Source organism: Micromonospora sp. C97 (genome assembly GCF_018070385.1).
Taxonomy (GTDB): domain Bacteria; phylum Actinomycetota; class Actinomycetes; order Mycobacteriales; family Micromonosporaceae; genus Micromonospora; species Micromonospora parva.
The window spans coordinates 124,630-141,781 of sequence record NZ_JAGPXU010000008.1 but is presented as its reverse complement, the minus strand read 5'-3'; the positions used below and the strand labels follow the sequence as shown (position 1 = coordinate 141,781).

Here is a 17,152-nt window from a genome sequence, read left to right as displayed (position 1 = left end):
TCTCCTCCACAGGCTGGGGAGCATGTCCCCGCAGGTCAGCGAGCTATGGCCGAGAATTCCCCAATGGTTTTCCACAGGCTGTGCACACGCTGCGCACATGCTGTCCACCGGGATCCACAGGTTGTCCCGAGGCTCGTCCACCGGCGTTGTTGAGTCTCTGACCTCGGGGTCCGTATGGTTGGCCCTCGACCGCCGGCGATGGCCCCCGATCGACCGGCCCGGTCGGACGAGAAGTGTCGTACCCCAGCGGTAGAGCTGGGGTTGGATCCGGCGCAGTGGAGGGGGGACCCGTGTCGGTCACCGACGACATGCGGGCAGAGCCACGCTCCGGCGGAGGCCAGCCACCTTCGCAGCGGGATGGCCAGTTCGACAAGACCCCGCCCCAGGACGTCGCCGCCGAGCAGTGCGTCCTCGGCGGCATGCTGCTCTCCAAGGACGCCATCGCCGACGTCGTCGAGATCCTCAAGACCAACGACTTCTACCGGCCGGTGCACGCCACCATCTTCGACATCATCCTCGAGATCTACGGGCGCGGTGAGCCGGCCGACTCGATCACGGTCGCGGCGGCGCTGGCCGACTCGGGGGATCTCGTACGCATCGGCGGCGCGCCGTACCTGCACACGCTCATCGCCAGCGTGCCCACCGCCGCGAACGCCGCGTACTACGCCCGCATCGTCAGTGAGCGGGCGGTGCTGCGTCGACTGGTCGAGGCCGGCACCAAGATCGTGCAGCTGGGCTACGGCACCGCCAGCGGCGGCAGCCGCGACGTGGACGACGTCGTCGACCTCGCTCAGCAGGCCGTCTACGACGTCACCGAACGCCGGGTCAGTGAGGACTTCGCGGTCCTGGCCGACATGTTGCAGCCGACGCTTGACGAGATCGAGGCGGTGGGCGCGCAGGGCGGTGTGATGACCGGTGTGCCCACCGGCTTCAGCGACCTGGACCGGCTGCTCAACGGTCTGCACGCTGGGCAGTTGATTATCGTGGCGGGTCGACCTGGTCTGGGAAAGGCGCTCGCGCTCGACACCCCACTGCCGACCCCGGACGGCTGGACCACGATGGGCGAGGTCAAGGCGGGCGACCAACTACTGGCTGCCGACGGCTCCCCGACCACTGTCACGCACGCTTTCGACGTGATGCACGACCGCCCCTGCTACGAGGTCGAGTTCTCGGACGGCACCGTGATCGTGGCGGACGCGGAGCATCTGTGGAAGACGACCACCCGGGCGAGCCGGCGGCAGGAACCGGCGCGGCAGAGGCGGTACTGGCCCGAATCGTCGCTGGCCAATGTCCGTGCGGCACACGAGCGGCTGAGCCTCCTGGGGAACCAGCCGATCACGCTCTTCGACACGCTTGAGCAGGTTGGGCCGGAGTTTCGGCATGTCCTGCACACCGTCGCCCGCGAGGTGGGGTCGGTCGGCCGGATCAGCCGTCCCATCGTCCGCAGCGGCAAGCCACAGAACTGGACTGCGCCGGGCTACCCAGCCGGTCCGCTTCTGAGCACGCTTCTTCAACGAGCCGAGCGGGAGGTCAAGGCCGGTAGCCGGGCCGACCACGACGGCGTCGTCACCACCGCTCAAATCGCAGCCACGCTGCGTACCGACACCACCCCGCGGCGGCTCAACCATGCCGTACGGAACTGCGCTCCCATCCAACTTCCGGATCGGGAACTGCTGATCCCGCCCTACACGTTGGGAGCCTGGCTCGGTGACGGGCACAGCGACGCCAGCCGCTTCACCACGGCAGATCCAGAGATGGTCACGCACGTCGAGGCGGACGGCTTCGTCGTGCGGCCCAGCGGGCCAATGGTCTACACCATCCTGCTACGGCCCGCGTCCGCTGCTCCGGGCAACGGTGTCTGCGCGGACTGTGGCGTTTCCACCAGGGCGTTGCGAGAGAACCCGGCGACCAGGAAGTGTGCTGACTGCCGTCACCGGAACGGCTCGTTCCTCGGGTTGTTGCGTCAGGTCGGGGTGGCTGCCAACAAACACATCCCGGTCACATACCTGCGGGCCTCCGAGGCTCAGCGCAGAGCGTTGCTCGCCGGGCTGATGGACACCGATGGGACCGTGGCCCCCGCCGGTAACCTCCAGTACACGTCGACCTCCAAGCAGTTGGCTGATGACGTACGCGAACTGATCGTCAGCCTCGGCTACCGCTGCACGGTCAACGCAAAGCCGGTGCGCGGCCGTACCCCCGAGTCGTCAACGGCATATACCTTGAACTTCTCCACCCCGGATGTCGTCTTCCGGCTCAAGCGGAAGCAGGATGCGCACGCCGAACGTCGCCGCACCACCTCCGATGTTCGAACGACCTCGCGGTTCATCGTCGACGTCCGGCCGGTCCCGAGCGTTCCGGTCCGGTGCGTGACTGTCGATAACGACGAGCACCTGTACCTGGCCAGCCGGGCGATGATCCCTACGCACAACAGCACCGCCAGCATGGACTTTGCCCGAAATGCAGCTATTCGCGCCAACCAGGCTGCGGCCATCTTCTCGCTGGAAATGAGCAAGGTCGAGATCGTCATGCGGCTGCTCTCCGCCGAGGCGCGGGTGCCGCTGCACGTGCTGCGCAGCGGCCAACTCTCCGACGACGACTGGACCAAGCTGGCCCGCTGCATGGGCGAGATCAGCGAGGCGCCGCTCTTCGTCGACGACACGCCGAGCATGAACCTGATGGAGATCCGGGCCAAGGCCCGGCGGCTCAAGCAGCGGCACGACCTCAAGATGATCGTGGTCGACTATCTCCAGCTGATGACCTCGCCGAAGCGCACCGAGAGTCGCCAGCAGGAGGTCGCCGACCTGTCCCGTGGCTTGAAGCTGCTGGCCAAGGAGGTCGAGTGCCCTGTCATCGCGGTCAGTCAGCTGAACCGTGGTCCCGAGCAGCGCACCGACAAGCGACCCCAATTGTCCGACTTGCGGGAATCGGGCTGCCTCACGGCGGAGACCCGGGTGGTTCGAGCGGATGACAACACCGAGATCACGCTCGGTGAGTTGTTGTCAAGCAACGCTAAAGAAATCCCGGTCTGGGCGTTGGACGAGAGCCTTCGCTATACGCCCCGCACCATGACCCACGTCTTCCCCAGCGGCACCCGCGAGGTGTTCCGGCTGACCCTCGCATCGGGCAAGCAGATCGATGCCACAGCGAACCACCCCTTCCTCGCGTTCACCGGGTGGGTGCCGCTCGGTGAGCTGTCGCCCGGAGATCGCATCGCCACGCCGCGACACCTACCGCCTCCAATGGTCACCCGCCCGTGGGTCGATGCCGAGGTGGTCATGCTGGCTCACCTGTTGGGCGACGGCTCGTTCGTGCGCCGCCAACCCATCCGGTACGCAAGTCGTGATGAGCTGAACCTGCAGGCCGTGACGGAAGCAGCGAAGCACTTCGGGATTTCCGCCGTCCGCGACGACTACGCGGCCGCGAGGGTCACAACCCTCCGCCTGCCAGCGCCGTACCGCCTGGCTCGCGGTCGGCGCAACCCGATCGCGGCTTGGTTGGACGAGCTGGGCCTCTTCGGTCTGAGGTCACACGAGAAATTCATCCCTGCTGGCGTTTTCAGCCTGCCGAAGGAGCAGATCACCAGCTTCCTGCGGCACCTCTGGGCTACTGACGGTTCGGTGACCGTCAGTAATACCGGCCGCGGAGGGCGCGTCTATTTCGCGTCCACGAGCCGACGAATGCTCGAAGACATCTCTCGACTGCTCCTCAGGTACGGCATTACAGCCCGGCTGCGGGTCGTACCAGTCGTGGGACACCGCCCTCAGTACACGCTCGACATCTCCGGTCGGGACGACCAGTTGAGGTTCCTGCGCGAGATTGGCGTCCATGGGGAGCGTTCGGAGGGCTGCGCCGCTCTGCTTGCTGCTCTGGAGTCGACGGAGAGCAACACCAACGTTGACACCGTGCCGCGCGAGGTGTGGACCAGGGTGAAGGAGATCTTGGTCGAGCAGGGGATGACCCACCGTGAGTTCGCCGCCGCCATCGGCACCCAGTTCTGTGGCAGCGCCCTCTGGAAGCGCGCGCCCAGCCGTTCCCGACTGGCGGCGATCGCCACCGTCCTCGACGCGGCCGACCTCGACCTGCACGCGACGAACGACATCTTCTGGGACTCGATAGTGTCCATCGAGTCGCTCGGTGAGCAGGAAGTGTTCGACGCGACTGTGCTCGGGAAGCACAACTTCATCGCCAACGGCATCGCCACCCACAACTCGATCGAGCAAGATGCCGACGTTGTCATCCTGCTGCACCGCGACGACTACTACGACAAGGAGTCGCCGCGGGCCGGGGAGGCGGATTTTATTGTTGCCAAGCATCGGAATGGCCCCACCGACACGGTGACCGTCGCGGCCCAGCTGCACCTGTCCCGCTTCGTCGACATGGCCATCGGCTGACCGCACGGCACCGTCGACGGCTTAGGGCCTGTTTCATAAGGACTGGCCGGCCTGCGGCGGGCCCGGACGACGACCGGCGGCGTTGCGGTTTCGTCCGGATACGACACCGGTATCCGGACGAAACCGCGCCTTGCCGGATCGCCGCCCGGACTCCGCCTCGGCTCGACCGCCCTTATGAAACAGGCCCTAGCCGAGCAGCGGGAACCAGCCCGCCGACTCGCCCAGCTCCAGCCTGTCCCGGTCGGTCAGCGGCACCCGCCCGGTGGCCTTCAGCAGGAAGTCATGGTCGTCCCATGCGGTGGGTCTGACCGTGTCGTCGCTGAGCAGGCCGTCCATGGTCGCCACCGCGACGCGTACCGCAAGTGGGCCGGGCGGCGGGGCGTCGGGGAGTTCCAGCGTCAGGTCCAGGTGGTGGATGGCGGCCTCGGTGGTCAGGGTGGCGAGGAAATCCGGCACCCGCAGCACGTGGCCCTGTGTGGTCACGTACCCGTCAGGGGCGGCTGACGCGGCGGCGCGGACCGAGGCTGGGGCGGTGTCCCGCCAGAGGTCGACGATTCCGGTCGGACGGTCGAAGGCGGCGGCCGATCGGCGGACCCACCAGGCGTGCCGGGCGGAAGTGTCGTCGTCGCCGGGAAAGTCCCGCCAGTAGCTCACGTCGTCGACGTCGGCGGGGCCGTCGACGGGGCTGGCCAGGGCGACGAGTGCCCGTTGGGCGTCGCCGAGCACGTGCAGGAGCAGGTCGGCGACGAGCCATCCCTGACAGCGGGTGGCTCGTTGCAGGCCGGCGTCGTCCAGGCGGTCGACTACCGCGGTGATCCCGTCGTACGCCTGGGCCAGCGCCTCGTGCGGTCGGATCGCGGTCATGCGATTCAGCCTGGCATGAAGCCTGCCGCCCGCCAATGGTCACCGGTGGTGTGCCCGGGCCGACGCGTGGATCGACCCGGGCGAAGGCTTGCCTCGGCTCAGCCGAACATCTCGTCGAGGAAGCCCTTGCGCTTCTTCTGCCGGTAGTGGCCGTGGTAGCCGTGGTGCTGCTGCGGGTGGCCGTAGGCCGGCTGCGGCGGGTAGCCGTGGGCGGGCGGGGGCGGCGGCGGGACGTTGCCGTACCCGGGCTGGTGCGCCGGAGGCGGGGGCGGCGGCGGGTAGCCGGCCGGCTGCTGCGCGGGCTGACCTGGCGCGCCACCGGCCTGCTGGCGGCTCCAGTTGGCCTCCGCTTCGAACAGCTTCTCCAGTTCGCCGCGGTCCAGGAAGATGCCTCGGCACTCCCCGCACTGGTCGATGACGACGCCGCTGCGCTCGTACTGGCGCATTTCTCCGTGACACTTGGGACAGGTGAGGCTCATCTCCCGACGGTACCTGGTGCACCTAAGCGGTTGCTGTGAGCGCCTCGGTGACTTCTTCGTCGGACACCTCGTGGAAGTCGTCGTAGTAGACGCTCACCGCGCCGAAGTCGGGTGGGCGTTGGGCGCAGATGACCTGGTCCGCTTCGGCGGTCAGCAGCTCGTACGCCTCCTGCGCGCCGACCGGGACCGCGACCACGACCCGGTGCGCCCCGAGTTGGCGGGCGACCTCGACGGCGGCGCGGGCGGTCGCGCCGGTGGCGAGGCCGTCGTCGACGATCACCGCGGTCCGTCCGGTGAGGTCCAACTGTGCGCGCCCGCCCCGGTAGAGCCGTTCCCGGCGTTCCAGCTCTGCCTGCTCCTGCCGGCTGACCTGGGCGATGTCGTCGCTGCTGAGCCGGCCGGCCACCAGGTCGTTGAGCACCTGGACGCCGCCCGGGCCGAGTGCGCCGAAGGCGACCTCCCGGGCCCACGGCATGCCGAGTTTGCGGACGACCAGCACGTCCAGTGGCGCGCCGAGCCGTTCGGCGACGACTCGGGCGACAGGTACGCCGCCCCGCACGAGGCCGAGGACGACGACGTCTGGTTCGCCGATGAGTGCGCTGAGCCGTTCGGAGAGCACCCGGCCGGCGTCGGCCCGGTCGCGGTACGTCGTCATGCCTTCAGGTCTACGCCCTGACGGGTCGTTCCGCTCGGAAGTTACGCCGAAGTGCTCCGACCGGGCCGGACGTCGGGAAGCGGGGTGGCCGGCGTGTGGGCCGGGCGGTGCAGCGCGGGTGCCCAGGTCAGCAGCGCCAGTGGATACAGCAGGTAGCCGAAGCGGGTCGAGGGCATCAGGGCGATGGCGGCGAGCAGCCCGTACCCGCAGATGAGGGTGGCGGCGACGGCGGTGCGGGGCGGGCGGCGGGCGAGCCGGACGGCGATGGCCACTCCGGCGGCGACCAGCAGCGCGGCGGCGATGAGCCGGCCGGCGGGTAGCGTGCTGGCGATCAGGTAGCCGGGGAACGGTGACTGCGCGGGGCTGGTGACCAGCCCGTGGCCGAGCGGGAAGCGCAGCACGTTCTCGGTGAGGGCGTCGCGGTCCACCAGCAGGGCCGGGAGTAGTGCGGCGACGGGCAGGCCGATGGCGCCGGCGGCGACGCGGGTGCCGGCGCGGCGGGTCAGGCCCCAGATGATCAGGACCAGGGCGACCGGCCAGGCGAACAGTTTCAGCGCGCCGGCGAGCCCGACGGCGAGGCCGGCCCGGCCGGGTCGGTCGGTGGCGGCGAACGCGAGGGCCAGCAGGCAGAGCGCGAGTACGGGTAGGTCGTCGCCGCCGGTGGCGAGGGTGAGGGCGCAGATGGGCAGGACGGTGGCGGCCTGCACGCCGCGCAGCAGGGCGGCGTCCCGCTGGTGGGTGGCGGCGGTGGTGGTGGGCTGGCCGGCGGTGGCTCGTGTGCCACGGAGGGCGGCCACGGCCAGGGCGAGGGCCAGCGCGGTGCCTATCGCGAACCAGACCCGGGAGTCGGTCCACCAGGTGTCGAGCAGCGCTCTGGGCAGGCCGAACATCGCCATGCCGGGTTGGTACGGGGTGTAGCCCATCAGTTGCTCGCCGGGTGGCAGGGCGGCGATGGCGTCGGGTCCGAGGTACGGGGTGCCGTGTTCCAGGAGGCGGTTGCCGGCCTGTTCCACTACCAGCACCTCCTCCTGGGCCCGGTCGGTGCGTCCGCCGGCCCGGTCGATGCTCTGCCAGGCCAGCGGCAGCAGTGTGGTGGCGGCCCAGGCGAGACCGGTGACCGTCCAGCGGGCTGGCAGGCCGGTCAGCCGGGAGGTCGGGGATCGTCGACGCAGCAGCAGTTGGGCGGTGACCGTCAGCGTGGCGAGCAGGTAGCCGACGGCGGCGACAGCGCCCCAGGCGCGGTGCGGCAGCAGGGTCGACGTGACCGCGGTGATCGCGGCGAAGGTGGCCGAGACGGCGTAGAGGCCGAGATCGAGGGCGAGCCCTCCGGCGGCGTTGTCGAGCGTCCGCCAGTGCCAGCGACGGCGGCGGGCGGTCGGGTCGTCGGCGATCACGCGCGACAGTCTGGCAGACCGGGCTGCCCGCGCTCCGGGCCGTCGCCTGCTCAGGCGGGCAGGTGGGGGAGGCGGTCGGGTCGGGAGCGGCCGGCCTGGCGGCGGTTCTGGTTCAGCCGGATCACGGCCCCCGCGTCGTGCAGCGGTGCGGCGAGGGTGCCCGGTCGGCCGCCGGAGCCGCGTTGCATCGCCGCGAGCAGGGTGCCGGACGGCATTGGTCGGGCGAACAGGTGGCCCTGGCCGGCGACGCAGCCCAACTCCCAGAGGGCTCGCCGTTGCGGTTCGCTCTCCACTCCCTCGGCGACCACGTCGAGGTCGAGGCTGCGTCCCAGGTCGAGGGTGGAACGGATGACGGCGGCGGCTTCCGCCGAACTCTCCATCGTCGTCACGAAGCTCCGGTCGATCTTCAGTTCGTGTACGGGGATCCGGGAGAGCAGGGACAGCGAGGAGTAGCCGGTGCCGAAGTCGTCCAACGCCAACCGGACTCCCTCGTCGCGTAGCCGGCTGAGTACCCGGTCGACCACGTCGAGTTGGCTGAGGGTCAGCGTCTCGGTCAGTTCCAGGACCAACCGGTCCGGTGGGAGGTCGTGGGCGCGCAGACGGGCCAGCACCGAGCCCGGGAACCGTGCGTCGAGCAGGCTGCGCGGGGACACGTTGACAGCGACCGGTACGTCGAAGCCGGCGTCGCGCCAACTCACCGCCGCGATCAGCGCCTGGTCGAGGATCGCTTCGGCGAACGCCGGCAGCAGGCCGGAACGCTCCACCGCCTCCAGGAACCGCAGCGGGTCGATCAGGCCGTGGACGGGATGGTGCCAGCGGGCCAGAGCTTCCGCGCTGGTCACCTCGCCGGTGCCCAGGTCGACGATCGGTTGGAAGTTGACGACGAACTCGTGGTCGGCGACCGCGCGGGGCAGGTCACCGCCGAGAGTGAGGCGGCCGAGGTCGGCGGTGTCCCGGGTGGGGGCGTAGGTGGCGATCCGCTGTCCGGCCCGTTTGGCCTGGTACATGGCCACGTCGGCGCGGCGTAGCAGCTCGGCCATGCCGCCGTTGGACGGGGCGCCGGAGATCCCGCCGCTGGCCTCGACGCTGATGCGCATGCCGTCCAGTTCGAACGGCTCGTGCAGGGCGGCGAGCAGCGTCTCGGCCCGGTGCGCGGCCACCGCCGGGGCCGGCAGACCCCGCAGGAGTACGGCGAACTCGTCGCCGCCGAGGCGGGCCACCAGGTCGGTCGTCTGGGCCGCGCCGCGCAACCGGTCGGCCACCTGCACCAGCACCTGGTCACCGGCGGCGTGCCCGAGCGTGTCGTTGACCTCTTTGAAGTGGTTGAGGTCGATCAGCACCAGCGCGGTCACACCGTCGGCGTGTCGGGTGCTCAACTGCTCGGTGCCCTCGTCGAGGAGTTGTCGGCGGTTGGCCAGGCCGGTCAGCGCGTCGTGTGAGGCCGCGTACGCGTGCTCGTCGGCCACCCGGGCCAGTTCGGCGTACGCCTGGGCGTTGCGGACGGCCGTGCAGAGCGCGGACGCGAAGGTGCGCAGGGTGTACTGCTCCCGTTCGGAGAGTCGCACCGGGCCGCGGAAGCGCAGTCGGAGCATGCCGACGTCGACGGTGCGGTCGTGGCCTTCCAGCGGCGCGGGGACGACGGTGCCGTCCACGCCGGTGGGGGTGCCGGTCGGGCCGTCGAAGGTGATGCCGCCGGTGCCCCCGCGTACGGTGCGGCCGCCGTCGCGCAGCTCGATTTCGACCTCGTCGGCGGAGAACAGCTCGGCGGCCTGGGTGACGGCGGTGGTGAGGACGTTGTCCAGGTCGACCACGTTGAGCGCGTCGGTGGTGCGGGCCAGCCGCTGCCACGCCTGCTGTTCGGTGCGACCGCGGATGCGCGCGGAGTAGGCCAGGTGCAGGCTCAGGACCAGGGGTGGGACGGCGAGCAGTAACCGGGGGTCCATCTGGAGGGTGAGCAGGGTCAGTGCCGCCACCACGAACCGGACCGCGTAACCAGCCAGGCGAAGATCCAGGTTGCTGCGGAACTGGGTCGAGATCTTGGTGCCGGAGGCGAGCGCGATCACGGGGATCGCCAGCAGCTCGTCGAGTAGTGACGCGAGGAGGTACGCGAGCGCCAGGACCCCCACCAACTGCGGGGCCTGCATGTCGGGCCAGGTCCAGTCGAGCACGGCGAAGGTTAGGCCCGCACCGGCCGCGACGAGGATGTTCTTGCCGACGCCGAAGGCCAGCTTGATCGGTGGTAGACGGGCCGAGGCGATGGCGATCCCGACGCAGGTGCAGAGCGCAACCCACGGGACGGGGGCGATCGCCGCCGCGATGACGATGGCCGCCTCGCTCCAACTGATGAGGTGCACCGCGGATCGGACCCGTACGCGCGTCTTGACGAACGCACCCAGGGCGATCATGGCGGTCAGCGTTACCAGGGTTGCTCCGTCTGGTGTCGGAGCCTCGACCGCAGGGAAGGTGAGCCTCAGGGAGGCGAACGTGACGACTGCGGCAGCAACGACGAGGAGACCGACGATCAGCCGTAGCCGTCGATCGGTCCCGTCATCGCGTCGTTGTGAAGAGGCCACGCAACTCCTGGATTACCTCGCCTGTCGTGCTAGCACCATATCGCCGGACGATGCAGAAGTCCTGCACCGATGTCAGCCCCACTCGTTTCCGCGCATTTCACCCACCCTCTCCTTCGTACGGCTGTCGGGCTCCGATGGCGCCGACTCTCTACGAATGGAGCTTAAATGGGGTTGGCCCTAGTTAGGGATGATAAATGTCGTTATCCTCAACATTAGTTAATCCCGTACTGATAAGTGACATTCTGTTTGCGTTCCGGTGCGGAGAGCGCTGGGATGTTCGCCTCCTGCATCCGCTCCGTCGCGGAATGTCGTGAGCCCTGCCGACCGATTAGACCGCGCCCTCAGTGTGGGTGCTCCGGTGCCGCAACTCATCCGCCGATTCGGCCAACCGCTCACCAGCTTCAGCCAGGAGTTCCACTCGTCGAGTGTCGGCGCAAGCGTTGACCGGTGAACGTGGCTGACCCTGGCGCTGCCCCAAGGTGCGGCCCGGGTGTGGAAGCCAGCAGTTGCGGCTTTCGTTCCTTCTTTCCGTGACGTGGCAAGGGTCGAGAACGCTAAGGCAACGGACGGTTCTTGCAATGTTCGCATTGCACTCGGCGACCTCGTCACAGTGGATGGCCGTGGAGCGCTCGCATCGACGGACTGATTGGCGTCGGGCGTTCCTTCCGGTGCCCGTAAGCTTCGTTGCGTGATCGGCTGAATACCCCGCTGGAGCAGGGGGACGGGTGGAGATTCAACTTCTGGGCGGCCTCTCAGTACGACTGCTCGCTGACAAGCTGCACCTGGGTACACCCAAACAGCAGGCTGTCTTCGCGATGCTCGCGGTCCAGCCCCGGCAACTGGTGACCCTGGGCGACCTGGTCGACGAGCTGTGGCCGGAGTCCCCACCGCGCTCTGCGGTGGCGAACGTACGGACCTACGCGGCCAATCTGCGTCGAACGTTCGAGGCTTTCGAGTCCGGTCGGGGTGTCATCGTCCGGCAGCAGAGCGGCTACCGGCTCGCAGTGGGGCCGGAATCCGTCGACATGTGTCTCTTCGAGACCGAACGCGTCGCCGGACGGGAAGCGCTGATGGCCGGCCGCCTGGATCAGGCCCTGGAACTGCTGGGGCGCGCCGTCGGGCGATGGCATGGGTCGATGCTCGCCGGCATCCCGCTCGGACCGGTGCTCACCGCGCACGCCGCGACCGCCGAGGAGGAGCGGCTGTTGGCGATGGAACTCCTCGCTGACGTGCAGCTGAGATCGGGCCGGGACGACCTGGCGATCCCGCTGCTGCGGGACATCATCGTGCGGTACCCCCTCCGGGAGCCCGCGTACGTGCTTCTCATCCGAGCGCTGTACGAGCGGGGCGACCACGCCGGCGCCGTCGGGACGTACGGCGAGGTCCGCGCCAGGTTGGCGGAGGAGCTTGGAATCATCCCGGGTGCCGAGCTTCAGGCGCTCCACCGCACGATCCTCACCGTGGCTGCGTCGCTCTCGAAAGCCAGCGCCGCGGTCCGTCCGACTGGCCTGAGTGCGCCCACCGCCTCGAACGTGCCCGCCCCCGCGGCCGTGGTGGCCTCCGCGGAACCACCCAGGCCCAGGCCGGTGGATCACCTTCCCCGGGCGGTCACCGACTTCGTCGGTCGGGAGGACGTGGTGTCGGGGCTGCTCGCGGAGACCCGCCGGGTCGAGGAGCGGGTGCCAGCCGTGCACATCATCGATGGCATGGCGGGTAGCGGCAAGACCACCCTCGCCGTGCACCTCGCCCGCCAGTTGTCCGCCCGGTACCCGGACGCCGCGCTCTTCATCGACCTGTGCGGGCATGGCGAGAAGAAGCCGGTGGAACCAGCGGCTGCCCTGGTCACTCTGCTGCGACAACTCGGGGTACCCGCCAACGGGGTGCCTGTCGACCTGAACGCCAGAGTGGAGTTGTGGCGACAGGAACTCGCTCAGCGGAGATCGGTGATAGTTCTCGACAACGCCGCGAACAGCGACCAGATCGTGCCCCTGCTGCCGACCGAGCCGACCGCCGTCGTGCTGGTGACCTCGCGTCGGCGCTTGTCCCACCCGGATGTGGGGCCCTCGCAGACGCTGCCGGTGCTGAGCCCTCAGGAAAGTGTGGATCTCCTCGGACTGAGCGTCGGACATGACCGGGTCGAGGCCGAGCCGGCGGCCGCCGCCGACGTGGTCCGGCTGTGTGGGCATCTCCCCCTGGCGATTCGGCTGGCCGGTGCCAGGCTCGCCCACCGTCGCGGTTGGCGGTTGGCCGAGATGGCCGAGCAGATGGCTGGCGACCCCCTGGTGCTGCACCACCTGGCGCAGGAGGCGAGCACCGTCACCGGCGCCTTCGCCGCCTCCTACGAACCGCTCCCGGACTCGACCAAGCGTGTCTTTCGCTTCCTGGGCTTGTATCCCGGTAACCGCTTCAGCACGGCGGCGGTCGCCGCACTGACCGGACTGACCATCGCGGAAGCGCACCAGGCGCTCGACGACCTGGTCGACAGCAACCTGGTGGAGGACCTGGACTCGGCGCGATACCGATTACACGACCTCATGCGCCAGTACTCCGTGGAGCTGTGCTCCCGTACCGACTCCGCTAGTGATCGAAGGCTCGGGCTGGCCCAACTGTTGGACTTCACGCTTGATGCGGCGCTGACGGCCGCCGAGACGCTGGAGCCCGGCGTGATGAAGTTCGGCGTCCCGCACCGTCCCTACGGACGACCCGAACTGGTCGCGGCCATTGGTGAGCCCACCGCCGACTGGTTGGAGGCCGAGCGGACCGACCTGGTGACGATGGTGTTGTCCGCGCTCGACTCGGGCTTCTACGAGTACTCCTGGCGGCTGGCCCGGGCCCTCTGGCGGTTCTGCTACATCCGTGGGTACTTCGAGGACATCCTGCTGACCCACCGTCACGCGTTGACCGCCGCGGAGGCGACCGGGGACATCTATGCGATGGCGTTGATGAACAACTATCTCGCCTCCGGCTACGTGCGCACCGGTGACATCCGGCAATCGCTCGACTACCTGACCCGCGCGGTCGCCCTCTCCACGGAGTCGGGGGACGTGCTGGCCACGGCTCGGTACCGCGCGAATCTCGCGGCCGTCTACTGGTGGGGTGGCAACCTGACCGAATCGGTGACCGTCGGTTTCGAGTGCCTGCGCGACTACAAGGGGTACGGCGCCGGCAGGGCACCGATGGTCCTACCGAATCTCGGCATGGCACTGATGATGCTCGGGCGCTACGAGGAGGCGCTGCGCCTGCACCGCCTGCACCTGGCCTGGGCCCGGACGAACTCCGAGGATTTTCACCTGCTCAACGCGCTGAGCCACATCGGTGGCGTACGTGTCCGGATGGGTGAGCTTCCACAGGCGATCCGGATCCTCATGGCCTCCTTGGCCCTGCGCGATCGCACCGGCCACCGGTACGCCGAGGCCGAGGTGCGCAACGACCTCGGGATCGCCTATCGCGGTCTCGGCCGTCTGGTCGAGGCCCAACAGCAGCACGAGGCGGCCAGACAGTTGTCGATCACCTCGGGGGAACGACACGTCGAGGCGGCCGCGCTGAACGAACTCGGCCGTACCCTGCTGGCGCAGGGGCGAGGTGGCGAGGCCGTCGAGATGCACCAGGCCGCCCTGCGACTGGCCACCCGGATCTCGCACCCGTACGAGCAGGGGCGTGCCCTGGCCGGCCTCGCCGACTGCTTCGCCCGCGCCGACCCGGCCGAGGCCCGCAGGCACTGGGAGCGGGCGTTGGCGATCTTCCGGCGGATGGGGGTGCCGGAGCGTTTCGAGGCCGAACGCCGCCTCGCCGAGTTGGCTTCCACAACTGTGACTTCAGGGCCCTGATCAGGTCTAACGGCTCTTATCGATTTCTTATCGCCGGGCCCGGTAACTTCTTGGCCGTATCGGCGAACGGGGGAGGTTCTGCTCCTGGGCAGAACCGGGTCGCCGACACGCACCCGCTGCCAGGTCCCCCCAGCGACCTCGGCGGCGGGTCGGTCAGGAAGGGGCGGCGTCGGGCCGTCGCACCGTCAGCACCCGGTGCGATCGTCAGCGTGACGTCGCTCCTTCCGACCACCGTCGTACCGCACCGATAGGCTCACGCCCGTGACCGAACCCGCGCAGCTCAGCCACGTCGATCGCGCCGGCGCGGCCCGCATGGTCGATGTCTCCGCCAAGGCGGTGACGGGCCGGTTGGCCGTCGCGGCCGGTCTTCTGCGGACGACACCCGAGGTCATCGACCTGTTGCATCGCGACGGTCTGCCCAAGGGTGACGCGCTGGCCGTCGGGCGGCTGGCCGGGATCATGGGGGCCAAGCGCACTCCGGATCTGATCCCGCTGTGCCACCCGATCGCCCTGCACGGCGTCACCGTCGACCTGCGGCTGACCACCGACACCGTGGAGATCACGGCCACTGCCCGCACGGCGGACCGCACGGGGGTGGAGATGGAGGCACTGACGGCGGTGGCCGTCGCCGGTCTCGCCCTGGTCGACATGGTCAAGGCGGTTGACCCGGCGGCCTCGGTGGAGGCGGTCCGGGTGCTGCGCAAGGAGGGCGGCAAGACCGGCGAGTGGGTTCGTCCGGAGGACCGGCAGTGATCCGGGCCCGGGTGATCGTCGCTTCCAATCGGGCAGCGGCCGGTGTCTACGCCGACACCAGCGGGCCGTTGCTCGTCGCCGGGCTGCGCGAGCTGGGCTGCCAGGTCGACGATCCGGTGGTGGTGCCCGACGGTGAGCCGGTCGGCGAGGCCCTGCGGGCCGCCCGCGCCGACGGTGTCGACGTGGTGGTGACCAGCGGTGGCACCGGAGTGACCCCGTCGGACCGGACGCCGGACGTGACCCGGGGCCTGCTGGATTACGAGGTCCCCGGCATCGCCGAGGCGATCCGCGCGCACAGCCGTGACCGGGTGCCGACGTCGGTGCTGTCCCGGGGCCTGGCCGGGGTCGCCGGTCGGATGCTGGTGGTCAACCTGCCCGGCTCGACCGGTGGCGCCCGGGACGGCCTGGCCGTTCTCGGGCCGATCCTCGGGCACACCGTCGACCAGCTTCGCGGCGGGGATCACTGAACCGCTTGGGCCACCTGGTGCACGCCAGGCCCGGACGGGTGTCGGTCCGTGCCGATAGGCTCGGTCGGTGAGCACGGAAACCGCACCCAACGCGGATCGGGTCAGCGCACCCCCGCCTGCCGGGTGGGAGGAAGCGCGTTCGCGGGTCTACGCGGTCGGCCTGGCCGCCGCGTTGCCCACCGTCGCCCGACCACTCGTCGACACCGACGGGTCGACCCTGGCCGAGCCGTTGACCACCCGCACCGACCTGCCGGCGTTCCCGACCTCCAGCGTGGATGGCTGGGCGGTGCGCGGCAGTGGTCCGTGGCGCGTCGTCGGGCGGGTCCTGGCCGGCAGCACCCCCGCGCCGCTCACCGAGGACGACACGACCGTCGAGATCGCGACCGGTGCGATGGTGCCCGAGGGGGCCACCGCCGTGCTGCGCGTGGAAGAGTCGAAAAATGCTGACGGCCTGGTCAGCGGCGTTCCCCGGAGCACGCCCGAGTGGCGCAAACCCGGCGAGGAGGCGTACGCCGATGAGGTGTTGCTGCCGGCCGGCACGCCGGTCGACCCGGCGGTGATCGGCCTGGCGGCCACCTGCGGGCACGACACGCTGCGGGTTCGACGGGCGCCGCGTGCCGCGCTGCTGGTCTTCGGCGACGAGCTGCTGACAGCGGGCCCGCCCGCGGCCGGTCGGGTCCGCGACGCGCTGGGCCCCTCGGTGCCGGCGTGGCTGCGGCGCTACGGCTGCCAGGTCCGCCCGTCCGACGTGGTCGGCCCGGTGGCCGACACGCTGCCCGCGCACGTGGCGGCACTGCGCTCGGCGCTGACGAACGCCGATCTGGTCTGCACCACCGGCGGCACGATGAACGGTCCGGTCGACCACCTGCACCCGACCCTGGAGGCGCTCGGCGCCGACTACGTGGTCAACACGGTGGCGGTCCGCCCCGGCTTCCCGATGCTGCTGGCCCGGCTGACCGGCCCCGACGGGCGTGCCCGGTTCGTGGCCGGGCTGCCGGGCAACCCGCAGTCCGCGATCGTCGCGCTGGTGTCGCTGGTCGCCCCACTGCTCGCCGGCCTCCAGGGCCGGTCGATGCCGGTGTTGCCGCAGGCCACGTTGGCCGAGGCGGTGCCCGGCCGCGGTGACCACACCCACCTGGCGCTGGTCCGACTGGACCGAGCCGCCGGGGTGGCGTCCCCGGTCCGCCACGTCGGCTCGGCGATGCTGCGGGGCGTGGCCGGCGCGGACGGGTTCGCCGTCATCCGCCCCGGCACCAGCGGCGAGCCGGGCGACCGGGTGCCGATCGTGCCACTGCCGTTGTTTCCCGGGGAGCGTGCGTCGTGACCGCACCAGCTGTCACCTTCGGCGAGGTCACCGACCGGCCACTCGACCTGGCCGCACACGAGGCCGCGGTCGCCGACCGGCGGGCCGGCGCGGTGGTGTCCTTCCAGGGCGTGGTCCGCGACCACGACCACGGCCGCCAGGTCACCAGCCTGGAGTACGAGGGGCACCCGAGCGCCGAGCAGGTGCTGCGCGAGGTGGCCGCCGAGATCGCCGCGGAGCCCGACGTCTACGCGGTGGCGGTCTCGCACCGGGTCGGCCCCCTGGCGATCGGTGACGTGGCGCTGGTCGCCGCGGTGAGCACCGCGCACCGGGCGGCGGCCTTCGCGGCCTGCGCCCGGCTGGTCGACGAGGTCAAGGCGCGACTGCCGATCTGGAAGCGGCAGGTCTTCACCGACGGCACCGAGGAATGGGTCAACTGCCCCTGA

General features: G+C 70.0%; 11 protein-coding genes. 6 read left to right on the top strand and 5 right to left on the bottom strand.

Annotated features, from left to right (window positions below):
* Positions 1-308: 308 nt before the first annotated feature.
* A complete protein-coding gene (locus KBX26_RS14200) occupies positions 309-4,391 on the top strand; it encodes a replicative DNA helicase (RefSeq protein ID WP_247675867.1) in 4,083 nt (1,360 codons plus the stop codon).
* Positions 4,392-4,577: 186 nt separating this feature from the next.
* Here the strand turns inward: KBX26_RS14200 and KBX26_RS14195 are convergent, their stop codons facing one another.
* The 5 genes from KBX26_RS14195 to KBX26_RS14175 form a co-directional block, all read right to left on the bottom strand.
* The gene (locus KBX26_RS14195; RefSeq protein ID WP_030331801.1) at positions 4,578-5,255 is read right to left on the bottom strand and encodes a maleylpyruvate isomerase N-terminal domain-containing protein; all 678 of its coding nucleotides are present in this window, start codon (positions 5,253-5,255) and stop codon (positions 4,578-4,580) included.
* Between the two features lie 98 nt (positions 5,256-5,353).
* On the bottom strand, positions 5,354-5,734 hold the full coding sequence (locus KBX26_RS14190; RefSeq protein ID WP_030331799.1) for a zf-TFIIB domain-containing protein: 381 nt from the start codon (positions 5,732-5,734) through the stop codon (positions 5,354-5,356).
* A 22-nt stretch (positions 5,735-5,756) separates the two neighbouring features.
* A complete protein-coding gene (locus KBX26_RS14185) occupies positions 5,757-6,389 on the bottom strand; it encodes a phosphoribosyltransferase (RefSeq protein WP_030331797.1) in 633 nt (210 codons plus the stop codon).
* Positions 6,390-6,430: 41 nt separating this feature from the next.
* Positions 6,431-7,783: a glycosyltransferase family 87 protein gene (locus KBX26_RS14180; protein ID WP_210865599.1), complete on the bottom strand. Its 1,353-nt coding sequence runs from the start codon at positions 7,781-7,783 to the stop codon at positions 6,431-6,433.
* Between the two features lie 50 nt (positions 7,784-7,833).
* Entirely contained in the window at positions 7,834-10,356 is a 2,523-nt protein-coding gene (locus tag KBX26_RS14175; protein ID WP_210865598.1) for a bifunctional diguanylate cyclase/phosphodiesterase, read from the bottom strand.
* Positions 10,357-11,081: 725 nt separating this feature from the next.
* On the opposite strand from KBX26_RS14175, the gene KBX26_RS14170 reads away from it, so the two are divergent.
* The 5 genes from KBX26_RS14170 to KBX26_RS14150 all read left to right on the top strand — a co-directional run bounded on the left by KBX26_RS14170 (position 11,082) and on the right by KBX26_RS14150 (position 17,152).
* A complete protein-coding gene (locus KBX26_RS14170; RefSeq protein ID WP_210865597.1) occupies positions 11,082-14,183 on the top strand; it encodes a BTAD domain-containing putative transcriptional regulator in 3,102 nt (1,033 codons plus the stop codon).
* Between the two features lie 261 nt (positions 14,184-14,444).
* A complete protein-coding gene (moaC, locus tag KBX26_RS14165) occupies positions 14,445-14,936 on the top strand; it encodes a cyclic pyranopterin monophosphate synthase MoaC (RefSeq protein WP_210865596.1) in 492 nt (163 codons plus the stop codon).
* Positions 14,933-15,403 carry a molybdenum cofactor biosynthesis protein B gene (locus tag KBX26_RS14160; protein ID WP_030331783.1) on the top strand — a complete coding sequence of 157 codons (471 nt, stop codon included), beginning with the start codon at positions 14,933-14,935 and terminating at the stop codon, positions 15,401-15,403. Before moaC ends, KBX26_RS14160 begins: the two co-directional genes overlap by 4 nt.
* A 67-nt stretch (positions 15,404-15,470) precedes the next feature.
* A complete protein-coding gene (locus tag KBX26_RS14155; protein ID WP_210860117.1) occupies positions 15,471-16,727 on the top strand; it encodes a molybdopterin molybdotransferase MoeA in 1,257 nt (418 codons plus the stop codon).
* Positions 16,724-17,152, top strand: a complete 429-nt coding sequence (locus KBX26_RS14150; protein ID WP_030331779.1) for a molybdenum cofactor biosynthesis protein MoaE — start codon at positions 16,724-16,726, stop codon at positions 17,150-17,152. The genes KBX26_RS14155 and KBX26_RS14150 overlap by 4 nt, the downstream gene beginning before the upstream one ends.